This window comes from Thalassobellus citreus (genome assembly GCF_044385915.1).
GTDB classification, from domain to species: Bacteria; Bacteroidota; Bacteroidia; order Flavobacteriales; family Flavobacteriaceae; genus Thalassobellus; species Thalassobellus citreus.
Window position 1 is genome coordinate 18,094 of record NZ_JBISCC010000120.1, and the last position, 23,198, is coordinate 41,291.

A 23,198-nucleotide genomic window follows, 5' to 3' on the forward strand; every position below is an offset into this window, starting at 1 on the left:
GAATTAAAATTTAATCATAACTTTTGCTTCTACAATATTTTTATAAGCGATACTCGCTTCTTTCTTAACGGTTACTTTACCTTTACCTACAGGTTTGGGCTCTCTAACCTTCCATTCTAAAATAATATTATCATCTGTTGCTTCTGTAAGCGTTCCTTCAATTTGTTCTGAAGCTGTTCTTACATCTAGCACTCTATTTAAATGTCTTTTATATTGTCTTATATTTACTAAAGGAGCAGTGGCTCCAGCCGACATAACTTCTAAAGAAAAATCTTGCTCTTCTCTATCTAAATTATTTTCTATAGCTCTGCTAACAAACATACAATCCTCAACCAAAACGCCATTATCACCATCAATAATCACTTTTATCTGGTTATCGCCCTGAATAGAAAAATCTATTAGAAATAAATCTGAACGCTCAACTAGAGCAGTTTCAAGTAGTTCTTTAACGGTATTTTTAAACATTTTTTAGTATAAAAAGAGGGGACTTTACGTCCCCTCATTCTCTTAATTCGCCTTTCAACGGTGCAAATATATGATATTTTTATTGATTTTTAAAGTAATTTTTTATAAATTTATATACCACTCAAATAACTAAATTATGGAAAAAATACTTGTACCTACAGACTTTTCCTCGCAAGCAGAAAACGCCTTAAAAGTCGCTGCTCAATTAGCTAAAAAACATGATTGTGAAATTCACTTGCTTCACATACTTGAAATCCCGCTTCATAACGAAGATGCTTACGGATCTTATAATAACTTACCTGAAGCCATGTATTTTATGAAATTGGCTCATAAACAATTTGAAACTTTAAAAAATAAAGATTACCTAAAAGGGCTCACCATACATGAACACGTAGAATTTCACGAAATCTTTAAAGGCATTTTTCATGTTTGCAAAAAACAACATATAGATTTAATTGTAATGGGATCTAGTGGTGTTAGTGGCTTTAAAGAACTTCTTGTTGGAAGTAATACCGAAAAAGTAGTTCGCACCTCTGAAACCCCTGTATTAGTTATTAAAAAAGAACATAAAAAGTTCAAAACTAAAAGCTTTGTATTTGCATCTGATTTTAAAGAAGAATGCAACATGCCTTATAAAAAAGCTATAAAATTTGCCGAAATTTTAGGAGCTAAAATACATTTACTCATGGTTAATACACCTAACAAGTTTATAACATCTGCAAAGGCAAAAAACAGAATGGAAAAGCTTGCCAAAAGCCATCCTTTTTCTAAATACACCATTAATATTTATAATGACATAAGTATTGAGAAAGGTATTATGAATTTTTCTGAATCGATAAAAGCCGACTTAATTGGCATGCGAACTCATGGCAGACAAGGTATTTCACATTTTTTTAATGGTAGCATTAGTGAAGACTTAGTCAATCATGCTAAAAGACCTGTGATTACTTTTAAAATATAAAACACTAATTAAGAATTCTACTTTTGCATTAGGGATTACTTATTGATTTCTATTTTAATAATAATAATAATGAAATCTCGAATGCTTTTCATTTGCCGTGAAAAACCCATACCGAGATGCAAGCGAGAGCTTGCAACAAAAAGCACGCCTATTGTGCTAACATTCAAATTATAGCCATTTAAGAATAAAAAAATCCCAACCTAACGATTGGGATTTTTAATGGATAATGTTTTAATCTATAATTTAACAAAACGCTTAACACCGTATGATTTTGTTTTTATAATATAAACTCCTGATGTAAGTTGAGACAGGTTTAATAATGTTTCTCTCTCAAATCTTTTTACCTCTTGACCATTGATATTATATATAACTCCTGATAATGTTTTATTGAATTTTAATTTACTTTCAACCACAGGGTTAGGATACATTTTAAAATCGTTTTTAGCAACTACTTTACTAACACTTAGTGATGCTTGATCTATTTCAATAATTCCTAATGTACCGCTTACTTCATAACCTACTAATAATAGATTTTTTGAATTTGGACTATCGGCAGCAGGAACAAATTTTATAATTTCTGGCGCAACATCTCCTGATACTGTGTTGCCTTTATAATATGTTACAAATTCTACATCTTTAGGGTTTGTTATATCATACATAAGGATAGAGCTTTGTCTTTCCAATCCAACAAAAGCATAGGTTTTACCATTAATAGTTCCAATTGCAACAGCTTCTGGCTCGCCACCTTTATCATCTGATCTCCCATCAAACTCACCGTCATCTTGATTAAATAAAGCAGCTTCTTCAGTCGCTATTTTTTGACCAAATTCATCTGCGCTATCAAATACTAAATTTCCGTATTCATCAAAAATTGAAAACGATCTTGTGCCATAAGAATAAATTTGCTCAATAGTACCGTCACCATTATAATCTCCTGTAGCTGTGGTTGTTTTTAATCTTCCTAAATTAGTATTTTCTTGTAAGGTTGCTGCATTTGGATAATAAGTAGAATTTAATGTTAAATCTTTTACACGTTCTTCTTCAGAATACCCATCGTAATCTCTAGAATCACCTTCGTTTGCTGTAATAATATAATTTAGATTACCAACTTTATAAGATGTAATTGCATCTGGCATAAACATACCTAAAGTTGGATGTTGTGTGATATTAATTTTATCATCTCTATTAGATGCATCAAAACCATAATCATTTGCAAAAGAAATAATTCCTAATACACTGTTATCTGTAATTCCTGCACCAGCTAAACCAAAATCGTTGTCGTTTATAACAGCAATTTCATTGTTTGGTAATAAAGCAATTCCTTCTGCTTTATCAGACCCTTGATACCCAACAGATGGTAAATTAACCATTTTTATTTTATGAACTGCTACAATATTTTCAGCCGCTATTTCATCAGCCGTCAACTCTTCTAACTCTTTTCCTGTTAAAGTTTTATTTAAAATATTAGTTGCAAAATTAATATCTATTTCAAATACATACTTTTTACCATAAGCAACTGTTGGACCTTCTGAATCTCTTTCAATTACTAAAAATTTACCGTTTCCTGTGTAAACAGCATCTCCAATTTTATCAACTCTTGAAGAAGCATATCCTGCATCTTTATTTCTTTCTAATAAATATACATACTCACTAACTGGAGTTCCATCATTTGCATTGATCCCTAAAATTCTAATAACATCTGAATTATTTTTAGTAGCACTAGAAGGATTATACATTGGCGATTGTATAAAACCATAAATAGTATTGTTTGCTTCATCGTAAGCAATTGCCTCAAAACCTCTATTAGCTCTTCTTTTAGCATAAACTGCTGGCAACGTTTCAGCACCATAAGTACCTTCTGGTTGAGCTGTAGTTCCTAATGCTGATGTTCCTGATGCTACATAACGCTCTATTAAAGTTCCGTTAGATTGGAATTTATATAATGCTGGTCTGTACTCATCACAAGCCCAGAAATTACCATCTTTATCTCTTAAAACACCTTCAAAATCTCCTCCATATGCATCATATGGTAAAGCGTGGTATTCTTCAGTATCCAAAGTATAATCAACATTTTTATAATCAGTTGTATTGTCGGTATATGTTACGGGTACTTCATCAACACCTGGTATATTTCCTTTTCCTGTTATTGGTGTTGTTCCATCTTTTCTAGTTAATAGAATTTGGTCATCTAAAGTAACAGCTCCTGTTGTTTTATTTAATGTAAATTTTACAATTCTACCTTGATAATTAGGTAATTTAAATGGTCTTAAATTTTTTGGAGTATTTGTTGGTGTTTTTACATCCGTAGCATTTTTAACTGGCGAATCATTAGGGCCTCTATCTGGCACAGCATAAAACACATACTCCGTAGCTGTTGAATTTGCTTCATCGTAAAACAAACCTGAAAAACCTCCTAAATTAACTGTTGGCTGTCCTCCATCGTACACAGGCGTTCCTAATGTTGGCCAATTAGCAACTAAATCATTAACAACATATTGTGTTACTTTAGGAGTCCCTAACATATGATTTTTATACCCTAAAGGTAAAATATCAAGAATGGTATTATTTGATAAATCTATAACCACTAAAGCATTGTTTTCTTGACAGTTAACGTATGCTTTACTACCATCTTCTAAAACAGTAATATACTCTGGCTCCATATCTTGAGAAACAGTAGCACTTCCATTGTTTCCAAAAATACGAACACCTTTATTTTGTAACGATACTTTTTTATCATCATATCCATTAAAATTAATAGAAGTTACAGATGCAGAAGCTACACCTCCAGTCAAATCTACAACACTAATAGTTCCTTCAGGATCGTTAAGGTAATCGCCAGAAGGCTCACCTTCATTAGCTACTAAAACTTTTTTACCATCTGGTGTAAAAGTTAACATATCTGGTAAAGCACCAACAGTAACTTCCTTTACAAAATCACCATTCAGATCAAAAAACACTACTTTTCCAGCATCTTGTTTTATGTTCGCTTCTTCTGCAATCGCTACAATACCTCCGTATATAGCTATTGAATTTGGCCCTCCTCCGTAAGTAGATAAATCAACTGTTTTAACTAAAGTTGGAGTCGCAGGTGTACTAATATCTACAATTGTAAATTCATTTTTTGATGAATTTGTAAAAAATGCATGTTTATTTGTTACATCATAAGCTACTGTTTCTGCTGCAGAATCATCAGCATTAACCTTTGTTGCTTGATAAGAAGCCAAATGATTAAGTGGGTTTTGAGCTCTAACAGCTGTTACAGCAAATACTAGTAAACTAGCAAAAAGAGTAATTTTTTTCATTTTATATTAAATTGGATTAATTAACCCAACAAATGACGCTATTACAGTCTATTTTGATATCACCACAAAATTATTTTAATGTAAAACATGATGCTGCAATCTTAATTAATTGCAATCTTAAGTTTAAGAATATTAACTAAACATTAAAATATTGAGTTTTATAAGACTCTTTTTAATTCTTTCTTGAAGAAAATTACACCAAAAGAAATGATGAACAAATGATTAAGCAACAACTTTGGAAAATGTATTAAAAAGAAAAATCCTAACTTCTTTCGAAATTAGGATTTTCTGTTGGCCTACTAGGGCTCGAACCTAGACTCTTTGGTACCAAAAACCAACGTGTTGCCAGTTACACCATAGGCCAATGTGTAATTGAGGGTGCAAATTTAGAAGAAATTTTTCTTTCCACAAGTTTTTTAAGAAAAAATATTATAAATAAATATTGTTTCTTAAAAACAACCTAAATACATCAACCAAATATTACATTATTTCAAGCTTATTATACTTATATATAGTATTTGGTATGTTAAGACAAACTAAATAGTTATGCCTCATTTCATAATTATTATTAAATTCGCCAAAGCAAATAAACAAAAACTTTTATGATAGATTTTAATTTTAAAAAATGGAATACCATTACAGGATGGTTCTCTTTTTTAATAGCACTTATTACATACAGTTTAACAGTAGAGCCTACCGTTAGTTTTTGGGACGCTGGAGAGTACATTTTAACATCGTCGAAACTACAAGTAGGACACCCACCTGGAGCACCTTTGTTTCAAATGATGGGTGCTTTTTTCTCGATATTTGCTTTTGAGCCTTCACAAATTGGTTGGATGATGAATATGATGAGCGCCGTATCTAGTGCTTTTACTATTCTATTTATGTTTTGGACCATTACATTATTGCTTAAAAAGCTAATTATAGGTAATGATGCTTTTAATAAAAACCAAGCCATCGCTATTTTAGGAAGTGGCTTAGTTGGTAGTTTAGCTTTTTGTTTTACCGATTCTTTTTGGTTTAATGCTGTTGAAACCGAAGTTTATGCTATGGCAACTTTAATCATGGCTATTTTATTTTGGTTAGGATTACGTTGGGAACAAGACATGGATAAACCACGTGGTAACCGTTGGCTTATTTTAATTGCATTTGTTATTGGACTTTCTTTTGGAGTTCACTTTATGGGGTTATTAACCATTCCTGCTATCGGACTTATATACTATTTTAAAAGCTATAATATATTAAACAAAGAAATTTTCCTTATGTCTTTTGCTCTTTTTTTGCTAGCAATTTTAGACATAATTATTATTTTATTTAATATTAATTATTTATCTGATTTATTAAAAAATCCACTTTTTATATTAACTTTATTAATTACTTGTATTGGTTACTTCTTCTTTTTCAAAACAAATAGCAGTATTACTTTCAAACAATTTATAAAATCTAATTTACATTTTACTTTAGTAAACCTAATTTCAATAGGTGTTCTTCTATTTATTTTTAAATTATTAGCTCCTAACATTCTAAAAATATTTAGTGCTTTAGAAATCTTTTTTGTTAACACTATTGGGCTTCCTTTTAATTCAGGATCTATTATTGCTGGTATACTGTTGGTTGCTATTATTTACTACGGTTTAAAATACACTAGAAAAAAGCAATACATACATTTAAATACCGCTATCCTATGTTTAACATTTGTTATTATAGGATTTTCTACTTGGTTAATGCTACCTATTCGTGCCAATGCTAATGTTGTTATTAACGAAAACAACCCATCTAGTGCTAGAGAATTATTGGCGTACTATAATTTAGAGCAATACCCAAAAACACACTTGTTTTATGGACCACAGTTTACAGACAAATACGCATATTTAGACGAAAATGAGCCTTATGTAGACGAAAAACCTAAATATGAAAAGGACTTAGAAAAAGGTGAATATGTAATTGTAAACGATTATAAAAAAGCGAAACAAAACTTTAACTCAAAACAAGCTTCTATTCTACCGCGTATGTGGAGTGGAGAACATGCTGAAAATTATATGATGTTTTCTGGTTTTTTAGATTTCAAAGTAAAACCTAGTTTACAAAACACATTTTACAACAGTGCTATTAACGCAGGTGCTTCGGAAGAACAAGCGAATACTTATGCATTAAATCGAGTAACTGATTATAAAGCACAAATAGCCTCATTTAAAAAACAAGTAGCTCAAGGTCAAGTAGACTATGAAGATTATGATAAGTTTTTATCTCAAGAAAAGAACTCTATTGAAATAGAAAAGCCTTCATTAGTTAGTAATATTGCTTACTTATTTGAGTACCAATTAGGCTATATGTATTGGCGTTATTTTATGTGGAATTTCTCTGGAAGACAAGATGATATTCAAGGTCGTTATGACAATCACGGAAATTGGATAACAGGAATAAAACTTTTAGACGAATTACATTTAGGCTACCCGCAAGACAATTTACCTAGCGATGTTAAAAACAACAAAGCAAGAAACACTTATTACTTGCTTCCTCTTATTTTAGGTATATTAGGATTCTTCTTTTTATTTAATAAAGACAAAAAACTGTTTTGGGTGATGCTTGTATTTTTCCTTTTTACAGGAATAGCCATTCAAGTTTATACCAATGTACGCCCGTTTGAACCTCGTGAACGCGATTACTCGGTTGTAGGATCTTTTTATGTATTTGCCCTTTGGATTGGTTTTGGCGTATATGCTATTTATGATACACTTAAAAAATATTTACCTGAAAATTTAGCAGCACCAATAATATCAATTGCCTGCTTAATTTTAGTACCTAGTATTATGGCTGCTAACAATTGGGATGACCATGATAGATCTGATAAATACACTGCCAGGTCTATGGCAAAAAAATATTTAGACTCCTGTGAAGAAAATGGTATTTTATTTACCATTGGAGACAATGATACGTTTGCTCTTTGGTATGCTCAAGAAATTGAAGGCTACAGAACCGATGTTCGTGTTGTTAATACTAGTTTATTTCAAACGGATTGGTATATAGACCAAATGAAACGTAAAGCTTATGAAAGCGATCCGATTCCGTCTCAATTAACCCACAATTTATATAAATATGGTACCAACGATTATATTATTATCGAGAATGTCATTCCTGACACTTTAAAAATTAAAAAGTTTTTAGATTTTATATCAAGCGATGATTCTAGAACAAAATATGGGCATGTACTAGAAAAACAAGGTGTTGACATTAGCCAAGTAAGACCACAAGACTTAAAGGCAAGCTATATGCCAACCCCAAATTTAAGACTTCCTGTAAATAAAGGAAATGCCTTAAAATCTGGTATTGTAAATGAAAAAGATGCCGATAAAATTGTACCATATATTGATATTCATGTTACAGGCGGCGCATTATATAAAAACAGATTATTGATGCTTGATATTGTAGCCAATAATGAATGGAAACGCCCTATATATTTTACAGGTGGTAGTTTTGGTGACGACGATTATCTTTGGATGAAAGACTACTTACAATTAGATGGTATGTGCTATAAACTAGTACCTATTAAAAGCGAGCTCGATAAAAACAATCCTTTTGAAATGGGTCGTGTAGATGCCGATTTAATGTATGAAAAAGTAAAAACATGGGACTGGGGAAACAGTGGTAGTCCAGATATTTATCACGACCCAGAAACTCGTAAAAACTCAATAAGTTATAGAAGTAATTTAGCTCGATTAATTGAAAAATTAATTAACGAAAAGAAACTAGATAAAGCTGAAGAAATTGCAGATATAGCAATGACAAATATGCCTGTTGAATATTTTGGTTATTACACCCTTTTAGAACCTTATATTAGCGCATATTATGAAGTTGGAAACAAAGAAAAAGCACAACAATTATTTAAAGAAGTTGCTAATAAATATCAAGAAAACCTAACGTATTATAGTAGTTTAAAAATTGATAAACAAGAGCGCTTGTTTGAAGATATTTACACCGATATTCAACGTTACAAAGGATTAGTTGACGTTTTAGTTGAATACGATACTGAGTTTGCAAAAACGGAAGGTGACACTTTTAATAACTTTTTAATGTTATTTAGATCTTTTTACGGTGGAGATGAACCTGTAAACGAACAACGACAAGACATTGATATTCCTACTGATAGTAGCTTAGAAATTGAATAGTTTTAAGGTTATGACCTTAATAACCCCAATAAAAACACCATTAGTTGTAAAGAAGATGTTCCCAAATTATATTTGGGACATCGCTTCAACTAGCAAAACAATCTACCTTACTTTTGATGATGGCCCTACTCCAGAAATTACAAACTGGACATTACAAACCTTAGAAAAATTTAATGCAAAAGCGACTTTTTTTTGCATTGGAAATAATGTTAACAAACATCCTGATATTTTTCAAAATATAGTAAAAGCAGGTCATGCCATTGGAAACCATACACACAACCATATTAAAGGTTGGAAAACAAAGGCAGAAGCATATAATGAGAACATTGAGTTATGTGAATCTGAATTCAAAAATCAGATCCCAAATAATCAATCATTAATTACAAACCTTTTTAGACCTCCTTACGGACAAATTTCTCCTAAACAAGGAAAACTACTTAGAAACAAAGGCTATAACATCATTATGTGGGATATTTTATCTTTTGATTGGGATGCCAATGTAAGTAAAGAAACTTGTTTAGATAATGTGATTAAAAAGACAAGCGATGGAAGTGTTGTTGTGTTTCATGATAGTGTAAAAGCTTCTAAAAACATGCAATACGCTTTACCTAAAGTGTTAACGTATTTTAGCGAAAAAGGATATTGTTTTAAAGCTTTAAATTCGGCTGTTTAAACTAGTTATAGAGTTATACCAATTCCGCATTGCGTTAGGGATTGCAGAGGAAATCCTTTTGTTTTCTTTAGATAAAACTGAACTTAGAAAAACTCCTAACTTTATTATAGATTCCTGCCTTAGCAAGAATGACAAAACAAAAGATTGTAACGTAAAGCCCGACCCTTGGGTAACGCCCAAACATTTAAAAGGTTACGCTTTAGTAATTTAAATATATTCTTGAATAATACTAATGAGTGTATTAGCATCTTGCTCGCCACTTTGACGCCATTTCATTTCGCCATTTTTGTAAACAATTAGCGTTGGCAAACCTTTTACACGTAAAGCTTCGGCTAATTCTTGATTTTTTTCAACATCAATTTTAATTACCTTAGCCTTATCGCCCATTGCTGCTGCTACATCGCGCAATACCGGGTGCATAGCTGTAGATTGTTCATTCCATTCTGTATAAAAATCTAACAGAACAGGGATATCTACATCGATAAGCTCTCCAAATTTTGACATATCTTAAAAGTTTTAAGTCAACTTATAATTTTACAAACGTACAATTTTTATTTTTGTTTGAAAATCAACGTTTTAATCACTTTGCTTTATACCTATTTATAAATATAAACAATTTTGTTTTTAATTACAATAAATCTTAGCGTTTAAGCAGGTTTTACACCCTTTTTTAGTTCTATTACTGTAATTTCTGGCCAGATGCCAACACGCCCAGGAAATGCCAAATAACCAAAACCTCTATTTACATTTATATATTGTCCCATTTCTTGATAAATACCTGCCCAATATTTATAACGCCATTTTACAGGACTCCATTTAAACCAACCTGGTATTTCTATACCAAATTGCATACCATGGGTATGACCGCTTAGGGTTAAATGATAATGATAATCGTCTTGAATTACTTTATTTTCCCAATGCGACGGATCGTGGCTCATTAATATTTTAAAATCGTTAGCATCAATATTTTGAGATGCCTTTTTTAAATCTCCTGCTTGTTTAAAACCGCCAACACCCCAATTTTCAACACCAACTAAAGCGATACGCTCCCCATCTTTTTCTAAAAACCGACTTTCATTCAATAATAAATCAAAACCAATTTCCTTTTGAAGCGCTTTTAAATCTTCTAAATTTTGATGCTTAGCTTCTTTTGATTTCCATGTAACATAATCGCCATAATCGTGATTTCCTAAAATTGAAAACAAGCCGTCTTTGGCTTTTAACTTTCCAAAAATATTTATGTATGGTTTTAATTCTTCAGCTTTATTATTTACCATATCGCCTGTAAATAATATCACATCACTCTGTTGTTCATTTACTAGGTTTATAGCATATTCTACTTTCTCTACATCATCAAAACTACCAGAATGAATATCACTTATTTGGGTAACTTTATAACCATTAAAAGCCGCTGGTAAATCTTCAAAATACATAGTGTATTTTAAAACCTTAAAATTGTACCGTCCTTTATAAATACCGTAAATTATAGACGCTAAAGGAATGGCTGCCAAACCAAGCGCTAGTTTGCTTACAAATTGTCTTCTAGAAACAAAATACTGCCCTTTTGCAGCATCACCAGCTGTAAAATAACTATAAATAGCTTGAGGTACTCTAAAAACGTCTTCGGCAAGCATACCAAATGACAAAACTATTTTTGGAATTAAAACAGCTATTAAAAAGCCAAATGCATAAGCATGTGCATGTGTAAAATCATCTCTATTTAAGCCGTAATAACGAAAAACGAAATTACCTAATACTAGAACTGAAACCAACCAGTATAATACTTGAATCCAATTACTTTTTACAACCGTTTTAAAGGCTTGAAAGGCATATAAATCGGCAACAATAAAAATAATTAGAAAAATAATCCAACGAAGCATAATTCTTTTTTCTACCAAAGATAACAGTATTGCAAAGTAATTATTGATAGCTAAGTTTTATTTAACTAATTGTTAAGAATTATCTCTTTAAAGAATGAAATCTGAATATCTTATTTTAAGCATAACTTTTTGTAGTTTTGATTTTCTATCAAAACAAACAACATGTCCAATAACAAACGCGTCTTTTTAGTTGATGCTTTCGCATTAATTTTTCGTGGCTACTATGCCTTTATAAAAAACCCAAGAATCAATTCAAAAGGATTAGACACCTCAGCTATTATGGGGTTTATGAATTCGCTTTTAGATGTTATAAAGCGAGAACGCCCCGACCATTTAGCTGTTTGTTTTGATAAAGGCGGAAGTGCAGACCGTGTAGAAATGTACGAGGCTTACAAAGCCAACAGAGACGAAACACCAGAGGCCATAAAAATAGCCGTTCCTATTATTCAAGATATTTTAAAAGCCATGCATATTCCTATTATGGTAAAAGAAGGTTTTGAAGCCGATGATGTTATAGGAACCCTAGCTAAACAAGCCGAAAAAGAAGGTTACCAAACCTTTATGGTAACGCCCGATAAAGATTTTGCACAATTGGTTTCTGAAAACATTTTTATGTACCGTCCTGTTTTTGGTGGTGGTTACGAAACTTGGGGTATTCCTGAGGTTCAGAAAAAGTTTGAAGTGACCGACCCAATACAAGTTATTGACTTTTTAGGAATGATGGGAGATTCTAGTGATAATATTCCTGGACTTCCTGGTGTTGGCGAAAAAACAGCCAAAAAGTTTTTAGCGGCTTATGGTAGTATGGAAAATCTTTTAGCCAATACCCACGAGCTAAAAGGTAAAATGAAAGAGAAAATTGAAGCCAATGGCGAATTAGGTCTGCTTTCAAAAAAGTTAGCAACCATCATGCTAGATGTTCCCGTGACTTTTAATGCCAAAGATTTTGAATTAGATCAACCCGATATTCCGAAAGTGACTGAGATATTTCAGGAGTTAGAGTTTAGAAGGATGATTGATAACTTCACCAAGACATTTGCTGTTGAAACACCTCCTGCTGCTGTTGAAAAAACTTCAGAAAAAACAGAAGCAAAAACTGCAACACCAAAAGAAACGGCTTCGGCAGGTGCTGGTCAATTTTCATTATTTGGAGCAGATCCTTCTAGTACTACTGAAACCGAAACGGTATCGGAATTCACTAGAAAAACGAATGAAACCACTTCGCACTTTTACCAAAGTGTAGCACCAGGAATGGCAACGAAGCTATTTATTAAAAACTTAATGAATCAAACCTCAGTATGTTTTGATACGGAAACCACAGGTTTAAATCCGCTAACCGCAGAATTAGTAGGTATTGCCTTTTCATGGGAAGTTGGTAAAGGTTTTTATTTACCCTTTCCTGAAAGCAAAGAAGAAGCTCAAGAACTTATAGAACAATTACGTCCGTTTTTTGAAAGTGATACTATTCAGAAAATTGGCCAGAATTTAAAATACGATATCAAAGTCCTTGCAAAATATAACATCACCGTAAAAGGAAAATTATTCGATACTATGTTAGCGCATTATCTTATCAATCCAGATATGCGCCATAATATGGATGTTTTGGCAGAAACCTATTTAAACTACACGCCCATTTCTATTACAGAATTAATTGGTAAAAAAGGTAAAAACCAATTATCGATGCGTGAGGTGCCGTTAGAAAAACAAACGGAATATGCTGTTGAAGATGCCGATATTACTTTGCAACTTAAAGAACATTTTGAAAAAGAATTAGGCGATGCTAATACTCAAAAACTGTTTGATGATATTGAAATTCCGTTGCTTCGTGTATTGGCAGCTATGGAAGTTGAAGGTATTAATTTAGATGTTGCTTTTTTAAATTCCCTTTCGGAAGATTTAAATAACGACATTAAAACTTTAGAAACAAAAATCTATGAAACCGCTGGCGAGGAGTTCAATATTGCATCTCCAAAACAATTAGGAATCATTCTTTTTGAAAAACTAAAACTAGTCGATAAGCCTAAAAAAACCAAAACAGGACAGTATGCTACTGGCGAAGATATTTTATCATATTTAGCAAAAGAGCACGATATTATTCAGAATATTTTAGACTATCGCGGATTAGCAAAACTAAAAAGCACCTATGTTGATGCATTACCAACTCAGGTTGATGAAGCTACAGGCAGAGTACATACAGATTATATGCAAACCGTTGCTGCAACCGGGCGTTTAAGTAGTAACAACCCGAATTTACAAAATATTCCTATTCGTACCGAACGAGGCAGACAAGTGCGTAAAGCCTTTGTTCCTAGAAATGGAGAATACACTTTGTTAGCTGCCGATTATTCGCAAATAGAACTTCGTATCATCGCTGCTTTAAGCAAAGAAGAAACTATGATTGAAGCTTTTAAAAATGGTGAAGATATTCACGCGTCTACAGCTTCAAAAGTATTTAATGTAGCTTTAGAAGATGTGACTCGCGAACAACGTAGCAATGCGAAAACTGTAAACTTCGGAATTATTTATGGCGTGTCTGCTTTCGGATTGAGCAATCAAACCGATTTATCTCGTGGCGAAGCAAAAGAATTAATTGACACCTATTATGAAACCTACCCTAAACTTCGAGCGTACATGAGTGAGCAAGTCGATTTTGCTCGCGATAATGGTTATGTGCAAACCGTTTTAGGACGTCGTCGTTATTTAAAAGATATCGATTCGCGTAATGCCGTGGTGCGTGGTGCTGCCGAACGTAATGCCGTTAACGCTCCTATTCAAGGTAGTGCTGCCGATATTATTAAAATTGCCATGATTAATATTTACAACAAACTTGAAGCAGGTGACTATAAAACCAAAATGCTACTGCAAGTTCATGATGAATTAGTGTTCGATGTTTACAAACCCGAACTAGAAACCATTAAAACTTTGGTTAAAACAGAAATGGAAAATGCTTTTGTTTTAGATGTTCCATTGGATGTTGAAGTTGGTATTGGAAATGATTGGTTGGAGGCGCATTAATTTTTATAAATGAAAACCATTAATGTTACTTGTGCTATCATTAATTTTGATGATAAAATTCTAGTTGTTCAAAGAAGTGAAACAATGAAGCTTCCATTGAAATGGGAATTTGCAGGAGGAAAAATTGAAGGAGGAGAATCTGAAATTGATTGTATTAAAAGGGAAATTTTTGAAGAATTAAATATTGAAATTGAAGTCAAAGAAGGATTGACACCTGTTATTCATCAATACCCAAATTTCAAAATTAAATTAATTCCTTTTATTGCTGAATATCTTTCAGGTGAATTAAAATTAAGAGAACATTGTAATTTTGTTTTAGCAAATAAAGAAGAATTGATTAATTTAGATTGGGCTGAAGCTGACTTACCAATTTTAAAAGAATTCATTGAATCTTATAATTAAGATTTATATTTCTTTAATTCCAATTTCTTTTAAATAATCATAAGTACCATCATAAAAATGACTTGGTCTTGTATGGTCTAATTTAGAGCCTTCAGGAATAAAAATCACCATCCCTTGTCTTGCACGAGTTAGCAATACACGATAGGTGTTTTTAAGATAATCTTTAGTTATCTCCTGATTTATATTCATCCATTTGCTTCCTTTAAAACTTTGATATTTCCAATCACTATTATTCAAATAAAAATTAGCTCCCCAAATTAAACATGTATAATCAATTTCTAAACCTTGAATATCAAATTCTGTTGCTATATCTTCTAAAAAATAAGAAGACCTAATGTCATCCTCAGAATTCAAAAACCAATTAGGAGCAGAAATCTCATTCTTTACATCCACACCTAAAGCTTTAAGCCTTCTAGAACCCGAAGAAGCAATTAAACCAGTCCTTTCTGAACCTTTTCTCTGTTTTCTTAACCAATTCTTAGCAACTTCTATATCTCTAGTTAAATATATTGGAAATTGTTTTTTAATTTCTAAAAACAAGTTTTTAGTATTAACTATATTCAAATCTAAAAGTTCATGAACAAAAGCAGAAACTTTTTCAGACCTAAAAGAACGAACAGAAACGGATAAATGTAAATCAGGTTCAGAAATTGCATTTTGAAAAAGCCAATCTTTTTGTCTTTGCTTTTTAATATAATTTGAACTATCAACAATTGAATTAGAAAAATAAATGTCCCAACCTTTATAATTATTTTCAAATGCATTAACCCACTCTTCCAATCCTGCTTCTCCTGTATTTATTTCTTGCCCTCCTCCAATAAGGCATACAACTGTACACCAATCTTCATGACGATTCATTACATCAATCAAAAACTCTGGCTCTGACATTGCAAAATCCTCAATTCCTTTCTTTCTTTTCATAAATGAACTAACTTGCTTTCTAGTCCATGCTCTTTGAGCTTCATCAAATACTACAACCTTTTCAGTTGGTTCAACATTATGCTTTAAATATTCATCTCTAAAATGATGTATATTCTGAATGAATGCACTAGTTCTTCTTTTTGCATTTTCTTTAGTAATATGTTCTCCATTTTCCTTTGATATTAAAACAAGGTCTCTTGCCAAAGCCTCTCTTAAAACCTCAACCAAAGGACCATTTCCTGATAGAAAAACCGCATGTTCATTCTTATCTGCATTCATCCTTTCATTTGCTAAATTTAAGCCCGCTAAAGTTTTTCCAGCTCCAGGAACTCCAGTAATAAAACAAATTGATTTTTTTCTATTTAATTTAGAATTCTCTATAATTTCATTAATAAAATTAGAAGTTTTAGAAAGGTTTATAGTTTCTGAATCATAACGAGATATTTCTTTAACTTTATGCCCCTTATAAAGTGCTTGAGCTGCTTCAACTATTGTTGGTGTAGGCTTGTAGATTGAACTTTGCCATTTATCAATATCAATTTTATGATTTGAAAATTGGGTAAATTTTTCAATAATCTCTTTTATTCCAAATTTGTTACATTTAGCAACTTGATTAAGTTCTATTACCTCATCAATGTCAGTAAAACTAGATTCAGCATTTGTAGCGATTAAAACTGGTATTAATTTAATGTAATGGCTACCTTCATGAAAGTTTCTTAAATCTAAACTATAGTCTATTACTTGTATTTCTGCATGTTTCCCATAAGAATCATCACCAACTTTAAATTCGACAACAAAAACACAATCATCAACAATTATAATATTGTCAACCCTCTTTCCCATTCTCGGAATAGTAAATTCAAAATAAATTGTCCCATTTATTTCTTTTAATTCACCTTTAAGAATTTCAATCTGTTTAACCCAAGCATTTTTTTGTAAATCTTCAAGAGAACGATTTGTATGATTTAAACTTAATTGCCCTAATATTGAATTTGAATCTTCAGAAAGAAAACCTGAGATTGTATTATTGTAATATGCTCTATTCATTTAGCTATCCGCTTTAAGTTTATAATCGTGATAGCTAAGTTTTGGATTCTGCTTTTTAAAGTTTAGCAAATCAGAAACATCCATTTCAAAAGCTTTTGAAAAGACAGCAATATTGGTTAGCGAAATATTACGCTCACCTCTTTCAATCATACCAATGTATGTTCGATGAAAACCTGTTTTAAAAGATAGTTTCTCTTGACTCAGTTTATTTTCAAGTCTTAACTCTCGAATTCTTTGTCCAAATTCTTTAAGAAGGAATTTATTTACCATTAGTCGAAACTATACTTATTGTATGCAATTATCAACATACAATAAGTATCATTTTATTATCTTTGTAATGAATCTAATTATTTTAAATAATTACAATGAAGAATAAATCAAGTAAAATTTACGCTATATATAAGAATAATAATCATTTAGGAAACGAAAGAGGAAATTCAGAAACAGATGCAATTAAATCATATTTAATCGCTTCTAATTTAAAAGAATCAATATCTAACCAAAAACAAATAAGTGAATACTCAGCAATATTAGCAATAAATGGAATACATCATTATTTTATAAAAAATAGATTTTAAAATAACCTTAAGCATTAACCAACACCCATAGCTCCACTTCCTCTTCAGAACGCCAATTTTGTTCTCGCATGGTTTTATTAGACGCCGCTTTCACTTTTCTTTTTAAACAGGCGTCTAATTTAAAACGTCCGCCTTTGGCTAATTCTTTCTCTATAGGATGGTCTTTTGTAACATGGCTTATTTGGGCTAAATTCGAGAATATAATAACGAGCTTTCCTTCTGGAAAAAGTCTTTTTTTAGCTTCAGTAAAGAACTCTAAAAACAGGTTTTCATTATAATAAATAGCTTCATCGTTTTTATCCATGTCTTGATTTGCTGGTAACCACGGTGGATTAAAAACAATCAATTCGGTTTGCTTTTCAAACTTACCAAAAAGCGAAGCAAAATCGAGTTCTATTTTCCGAGACATTTTTGTGTCGCCCATAGATTCTGTAAGTCCAACTATAGCATTAGGATTAGTGTCGGTTCCGAAAACCTTTTGAAAACCATGTTTTATCATTTGAAAAGCCAATACACCACTTCCAACCCCCACATCAATAGCCGATTTTTTAGCACCTTCGTAACGTTTCAACCAATTATCAAACAATATTAAATGATCGAACCGCGTTGGAAAATAAACACCATAATAAGGATGGATTTTATTTCGTAAAACAGGAAGTAAAATACCATTTTGATGCCATTGCCAAGAGCTATTTAATCCTTGAACTTTAGAAAAAGGCAATAAGAAATTACTAACTTCTGGATATAATTTTGCTAACCAACCAATAGCAGGTGCTTTTTTTACGGTTAATTTATGATCTACAATTTTTATATAAATAAGACTTGATAACTTTCTATATGCCGAACGATACGCGCGTTGCTCTTGAAATGTTTTATTAGGCAAAGTTTTTTTAAGGTGCTTATGCAACTCATTAAGTAGCAATAAACCGTTACTATAAAATTCGGTTATTTGTATAGGCTTGCCCGCTTCTAAACCTTTAATGGCACGCGTAATATTTATAGATTTATTAAATTGAGCTAATGGCTGTTCTGGTAAAAAAGGCACGGGTTTGTTTACATGTATATCTGTAATCATCGTTTTATTCTAAATTGAAACGGATTGCAGAGTAATGACGTTAGCAAGTCGTAAGGTTAAAAAATCACTATTACATAGTTACTTACTAGTAAGCAGGCATTAAGTTGGTCACTAGGGTTTCATTAATCAAAATTAAAGACTTAAGAAAGAAAGTCTGAAAATTTCGCTGAAGTGATGCGAAATATCAATTAATATCAACAGATAAATAATGCGACAAAGGTACTTTTTTAAAATATGTTATAATGATAATAATAAAGAATATGATTAGGTCTTTAAAATAGCGTGATAAGACACCCCTAAAGCCCCCTCAAGGGGACAATCTAGACCAACAGACTTTCTTGTAAATATTATCTAATATTTACAAATTAGACTTCTTTATTTAAATACAGAAATTCAGAAAGCACATTTCTTTTAATAAAACACTCTAAAAGGACTGAAAACATTATAAACAACGCAAACAAATATCCCCTTGAGGGTTATCAAAATGGAAATATATTTTCATAGAAGATACCGAGCATAGCTCTTAGGGGTATTCACGTCTACACTATAACCTACCTACGCTTATTTTTAGATCTAAACTTAGCCTTGTTTTTACGCTTATTAAAAGGAATGGCATCATCATAGGTGTTTTTAACTTCACCTGTTGGCTTGTTTTTTCTCCACTTTTCTGACTTCTCAGGAAGCAAAACTTTTAATAAGTCTTTACGACCTAATTTATTTAAGGTATTTTTAATCCAAGCTTTATTTTCATCTTTATACCAAAAGAAAAAACGATGTTGCTCGTCTTTTTCTTTTCGTGTTTTAGGCGTATTTACTTTTTGAAGTGTGTACGGATGATAACCACTATAATAAATAACGGTAGCCACCGTCATAGGTGTTGGTGTAAAACCCTGTACTTGCTCTAACTGAAATCCCATATCTTTGGTTTCGGCAGCCAAATTTGCCATATCTTCAACTTCACAAGCTGGATGATTCGAAATAAAATAAGGTATCAGTTGTAACTTCAATCCTTTCTTAATATTAATCTTATCAAAACGTTCTTTAAACTTATGGAAATATGAAAATGATGGTTTACGCATCAGTTTCAAAACCGGATCACTAGTATGCTCTGGTGCTACTTTTAGTCGACCAGAAACATGCTTCGTCATTACTTCTTCCGTATAATCATCTAACTCTTTAGGGTCAGCATTCTTATTAAATTCTGGAACCAACATATCATGACGTATTCCAGAACCTATAAAAGATTTTTTTATTTTTGGATGCTTATCAACCGCTTGATATAACTCGGTTAATGGCTTATGTGACGTATCTAAATTACTGCAAATAACAGGTGAAATACAACTTGGCGCTACACACTTATCGCATATAGACTGTACTTTACCTTTCATTTTATACATATTCGCACTCGGTCCTCCAATATCAGATAAATACCCTTTAAAATCGGGCATATTTGCAACAATATCAACTTCTTTTAAAACAGATTCTTGACTACGAGACGCAATAAATTTTCCTTGATGTGCCGAAATAGTACAGAAACTACAACCTCCAAAACATCCACGATGTATGTTAATTGAGAACTTAATCATTTCGTAAGCAGGAATAGGTCCGCGCTTATTATATTTAGGATGTGGTAAACGCGTGTAAGGCAACTCGAAAGACGCATCAATTTCGTCTTCGGTCATGGTTGGACATGGCGGATTAATCATCAAGGTCTTATCGCCTACTTTCTGAAAAATGCGTCTTGCCGCTAGCTTATTAGATTCTTGCTCAATAACCTTAAAATTAGAAGCATACTTTTTCTTGTCCTTTAAACAGGTTTCATGTGAAGCAATTTCTACATCTTCCCAATTACTGTTTTTAGGAATTTTTGCACCAGCATCCAATAAAACGGCGGTTTGTTTAATAGTTGTAATACTAGAAAACGGAACGCCTTTTTGAAGTAAACGCACCACTTCTCGTAAAGGTTGCTCGCCCATACCATATACCAACATATCCGCTTTCGAAGTTTCTAAAATACTAGGCATCAACTTATCGCTCCAATAATCGTAGTGTGTAACACGACGCAATGATGCTTCAATACCTCCAATTAAAATAGGTGTATCGGGCCATTTTTCTTTTAAAATATTCGAATAAACGGTTGTTGCATAATCTGGTCTAAAGCCAATATCGCCATTAGGCGTATAAGCATCTTTATCGCGACGCTTTTTATTAGCATTATAATTGCTAAGCATTGGATCCATACAACCACCAGTAACACCAAAAAACAATTTTGGCTTACCCATTTTTACAAAATCCTGAAGATTATCGTTTACATTGGGTTGTGGAACAATAGCAACACGCAAGCCGTAACTTTCTAAAATACGACCAATAACAGCAGGCCCAAACGATGGATGGTCTACATAAGCATCGCCACTAAATAGAATAACATCTAGCGCATCCCAACCGCGTATTTTCACCTCTTTGTTTGTGGTAGGCAACCAATCTGAAAGTTTTAAGTCTTGCATAAGACTGCAAAAATAGACAAAAATTGCTAGTCTTATAACAGAATAAGATGTTGCTAGCCTTTTAAACCAATAAACCTTAAAAGTTGAAGAATAGAAAGTATCATTCTAAAACTAAACATAAATAAACAATTACGGCAAACAACAGCCTTAAAATCAAGGAATTTCATTTTACAAAAGCATCTTGATTAATCTGGCAAAAAATTACTGTGTTACTATTTGGTAATCAATCAGATTGTCGTACATTTGCAAACTCTTTTTAAGAGAGGAATGTTTAATAAATAAAAATTAATTAGTGTGGACACATTAAGCTACAAAACGATTTCAGCCAACAAAGCTACTGCAGATAAGCAGTGGGTATTAGTTGATGCTGAAGGTCAGGCGCTTGGTCGTTTAGCATCTAAAGTTGCAAAACTTATTAGAGGTAAACACAAGCCAAACTTCACACCTCATGTTGATTGCGGGGATAACGTTATTGTTATCAATGCAGAAAAAATCACATTATCTGGTAACAAATGGAACGACAAAACGTACATTCGTCACACTGGATATCCAGGAGGTCAAAAAAGTTTAACTGCTACAGAATTGTATGGAAAAGATCCTGCAAGAGTAGTAGAAAAATCAGTTAAAGGAATGTTACCTAAAAACAAATTAGGTGCAGAGTTATTCCGTAATCTAACAGTTGTTGTTGGTACAGAGCACAAACACGAAGCTCAAAAGCCAAAAACAATTAACTTAAACGAATTCAAATAATGGATGTAATTCACAAAATTGGCCGTAGAAAGACGGCTGTTGCGCGCGCTTATGTTGCCCCAGGAAAAGGTAACATTACAATCAATAAAAAAGACTTAGCTAATTATTTTACGACTGCTACTTTACAGTACAAAGTAAAACAACCATTAGTTTTGACTAACAATGACGCCAACTTTGATATTACAGTAAATGTATATGGAGGTGGTATTACTGGTCAAGCAGAAGCTGTTCGTTTAGCAATTTCTCGTGCTATGTGCGAAGTTGATGCTGAAAACAGATTAACATTAAAACCAGAAGGTTTATTAACAAGAGATCCAAGAATGGTTGAACGTAAGAAATTCGGTCAGAAGAAAGCTCGTAAGAAGTTTCAATTCTCAAAACGTTAATATCCTGGACTTGGTTCAGGATCTGTTTACACAGATTTCTTTATCATTTTCAAACAAACAAATTTTAAATAAGTTATTGTTGTCCTAGTGTAAAAACAGGATTTAGTTTAGCATCTAAATAGTTAAGGCGAATTAAAAAAATGACCACTTAATTATTGCTAATTCAACAGAACGTAAACTATTACAAAAATGGCAGTAGAAGTAAAAGAATTACTTGAAGCAGGTGTACACTTCGGACACCTTACACGTAAGTGGGATCCAAACATGGCTCCTTACGTATATATGGAACGTAACGGCATCCATATTATAAACCTTTACAAAACAGCAGCTAAAATTGATGAAGCAGGTGCAGCACTTGCTAAAATTGCAGCTTCTGGACGTAAAATATTATTCGTTGCAACAAAAAAACAAGCAAAAGATATCGTTGCTGAAAAAGCAGGAGAAATTAACATGCCTTACATCACTGAAAGATGGCCAGGTGGAATGCTAACTAACTTTGTTACTATTAGAAAAGCTGTTAAAAAAATGGCTACTATTGATAGAATGAAGAAAGATGGTACTTTTTTAACTTTATCTAAAAAAGAACGTTTACAAGTAGATCGTCAACGTGGTAAATTAGAAAAGAATTTAGGTTCTATTGTTGATATGACACGTTTACCTGGTGCTTTATTTGTTGTAGATATTAAACGTGAGCACATCGCGATTAAAGAAGCTCAAAAATTAAACATTCCAATTTTTGCAATGGTTGATACAAACTCTGACCCACGTCAGGTTGATTATGTAATACCAGCAAATGATGACGCTTCTAAATCAATTGATAAAATTTTATCTCACGTAACATCTGCAGTATCTGAAGGATTAGCAGAACGTAAAGCTGAAAAAGATGCGGCGGCTGCTCCAAAAGCGGAAGCAAAAGCAGAAGTTGCAGTTGAAAAAGCTGCTCCTATAGCTAAAGCTGCTCCAGCAAAAAAAGCGGTTTCTGAAGAAGAAGAATAAATAACATTAATACAACACAAATAAGTCGTTTAATTCTTTTCTTTGTTGAAAATATATTGAGCGACTTTTTTAAATTA

At 32.3% G+C, this 23,198-nt stretch carries 17 protein-coding genes and 1 tRNA gene; 9 read left to right on the forward strand and 9 right to left on the reverse strand.

The window, feature by feature from the left end; translation table 11 throughout:
• Positions 1 to 3 precede the first annotated feature (3 nt).
• Positions 4 to 465, reverse strand: coding sequence for a ribosome assembly cofactor RimP (rimP, locus tag ACH5TX_RS05110; protein WP_439338463.1), 462 nt, complete (start codon positions 463 to 465; stop codon positions 4 to 6).
• A gap of 136 nt (positions 466 to 601) precedes the next feature.
• On the opposite strand from rimP, the gene ACH5TX_RS05115 reads away from it, so the two are divergent.
• Positions 602 to 1,426, forward strand: a complete 825-nt coding sequence (locus ACH5TX_RS05115) for a universal stress protein (protein ID WP_439338464.1) — start codon at positions 602 to 604, stop codon at positions 1,424 to 1,426.
• 236 nt (positions 1,427 to 1,662) lie between these two features.
• Here the strand turns inward: ACH5TX_RS05115 and ACH5TX_RS05120 are convergent, their stop codons facing one another.
• On the reverse strand, positions 1,663 to 4,728 hold the full coding sequence (locus tag ACH5TX_RS05120; RefSeq protein ID WP_439338465.1) for a choice-of-anchor I domain-containing protein: 3,066 nt from the start codon (positions 4,726 to 4,728) through the stop codon (positions 1,663 to 1,665).
• A gap of 291 nt (positions 4,729 to 5,019) precedes the next feature.
• Positions 5,020 to 5,092 (reverse strand) — tRNA-Gln (locus tag ACH5TX_RS05125).
• A 238-nt stretch (positions 5,093 to 5,330) separates the two neighbouring features.
• On the opposite strand from ACH5TX_RS05125, the gene ACH5TX_RS05130 reads away from it, so the two are divergent.
• Positions 5,331 to 8,894, forward strand: a complete 3,564-nt coding sequence (locus tag ACH5TX_RS05130; protein ID WP_439338466.1) for a protein O-mannosyl-transferase family — start codon at positions 5,331 to 5,333, stop codon at positions 8,892 to 8,894.
• Positions 8,895 to 8,904: 10 nt separating this feature from the next.
• Complete coding sequence (locus ACH5TX_RS05135) at positions 8,905 to 9,567, forward strand: polysaccharide deacetylase family protein (RefSeq protein WP_439338467.1); 663 nt, start codon at positions 8,905 to 8,907, stop codon at positions 9,565 to 9,567.
• Positions 9,568 to 9,774: 207 nt separating this feature from the next.
• Here ACH5TX_RS05135 and ACH5TX_RS05140 read toward each other — a convergent pair whose 3' ends face one another.
• On the reverse strand, positions 9,775 to 10,071 hold the full coding sequence (locus ACH5TX_RS05140) for a thioredoxin family protein (protein ID WP_439336055.1): 297 nt from the start codon (positions 10,069 to 10,071) through the stop codon (positions 9,775 to 9,777).
• A 143-nt stretch (positions 10,072 to 10,214) separates the two neighbouring features.
• Positions 10,215 to 11,447, reverse strand: coding sequence for a metallophosphoesterase (locus ACH5TX_RS05145; protein WP_439338653.1), 1,233 nt, complete (start codon positions 11,445 to 11,447; stop codon positions 10,215 to 10,217).
• Between the two features lie 162 nt (positions 11,448 to 11,609).
• Here ACH5TX_RS05145 and polA point away from each other — a divergent pair, with 162 nt between their 5' ends.
• Positions 11,610 to 14,462, forward strand: a complete 2,853-nt coding sequence (gene polA, locus ACH5TX_RS05150) for a DNA polymerase I (RefSeq protein ID WP_439338468.1) — start codon at positions 11,610 to 11,612, stop codon at positions 14,460 to 14,462.
• Between the two features lie 9 nt (positions 14,463 to 14,471).
• Positions 14,472 to 14,864 carry a (deoxy)nucleoside triphosphate pyrophosphohydrolase gene (locus ACH5TX_RS05155; protein ID WP_439338469.1) on the forward strand — a complete coding sequence of 131 codons (393 nt, stop codon included), beginning with the start codon at positions 14,472 to 14,474 and terminating at the stop codon, positions 14,862 to 14,864.
• Between the two features lie 3 nt (positions 14,865 to 14,867).
• On the opposite strand, the gene ACH5TX_RS05160 is transcribed toward ACH5TX_RS05155, so the two are convergent.
• Positions 14,868 to 16,832 carry a DUF2075 domain-containing protein gene (locus ACH5TX_RS05160; protein WP_439338470.1) on the reverse strand — a complete coding sequence of 655 codons (1,965 nt, stop codon included), beginning with the start codon at positions 16,830 to 16,832 and terminating at the stop codon, positions 14,868 to 14,870.
• Entirely contained in the window at positions 16,833 to 17,102 is a 270-nt protein-coding gene (locus tag ACH5TX_RS05165; protein WP_439338471.1) for a helix-turn-helix domain-containing protein, read from the reverse strand.
• A 95-nt stretch (positions 17,103 to 17,197) separates the two neighbouring features.
• On the opposite strand from ACH5TX_RS05165, the gene ACH5TX_RS05170 reads away from it, so the two are divergent.
• Positions 17,198 to 17,410 (forward strand): hypothetical protein, encoded by a 213-nt coding sequence (locus ACH5TX_RS05170; RefSeq protein WP_439338472.1) that lies wholly within the window; start codon positions 17,198 to 17,200, stop codon positions 17,408 to 17,410.
• 7 nt (positions 17,411 to 17,417) lie between these two features.
• Here ACH5TX_RS05170 and ACH5TX_RS05175 read toward each other — a convergent pair whose 3' ends face one another.
• Entirely contained in the window at positions 17,418 to 18,485 is a 1,068-nt protein-coding gene (locus ACH5TX_RS05175) for a methyltransferase (RefSeq protein ID WP_439338473.1), read from the reverse strand.
• A gap of 551 nt (positions 18,486 to 19,036) precedes the next feature.
• On the reverse strand, positions 19,037 to 20,989 hold the full coding sequence (locus ACH5TX_RS05180; RefSeq protein ID WP_439338474.1) for a YgiQ family radical SAM protein: 1,953 nt from the start codon (positions 20,987 to 20,989) through the stop codon (positions 19,037 to 19,039).
• A 294-nt stretch (positions 20,990 to 21,283) separates the two neighbouring features.
• On the opposite strand from ACH5TX_RS05180, the gene rplM reads away from it, so the two are divergent.
• The 3 genes from rplM to rpsB all read left to right on the forward strand — a co-directional run bounded on the left by rplM (position 21,284) and on the right by rpsB (position 23,121).
• Entirely contained in the window at positions 21,284 to 21,739 is a 456-nt protein-coding gene (gene rplM, locus ACH5TX_RS05185) for a 50S ribosomal protein L13 (RefSeq protein WP_439336063.1), read from the forward strand.
• A complete protein-coding gene (gene rpsI / locus ACH5TX_RS05190; RefSeq protein ID WP_345273950.1) occupies positions 21,739 to 22,125 on the forward strand; it encodes a 30S ribosomal protein S9 in 387 nt (128 codons plus the stop codon). Before rplM ends, rpsI begins: the two co-directional genes overlap by 1 nt.
• 189 nt (positions 22,126 to 22,314) lie before the next feature.
• Positions 22,315 to 23,121, forward strand: coding sequence for a 30S ribosomal protein S2 (gene rpsB, locus ACH5TX_RS05195; protein ID WP_439338475.1), 807 nt, complete (start codon positions 22,315 to 22,317; stop codon positions 23,119 to 23,121).
• The last annotated feature ends 77 nt before the right edge of the window (positions 23,122 to 23,198 follow it).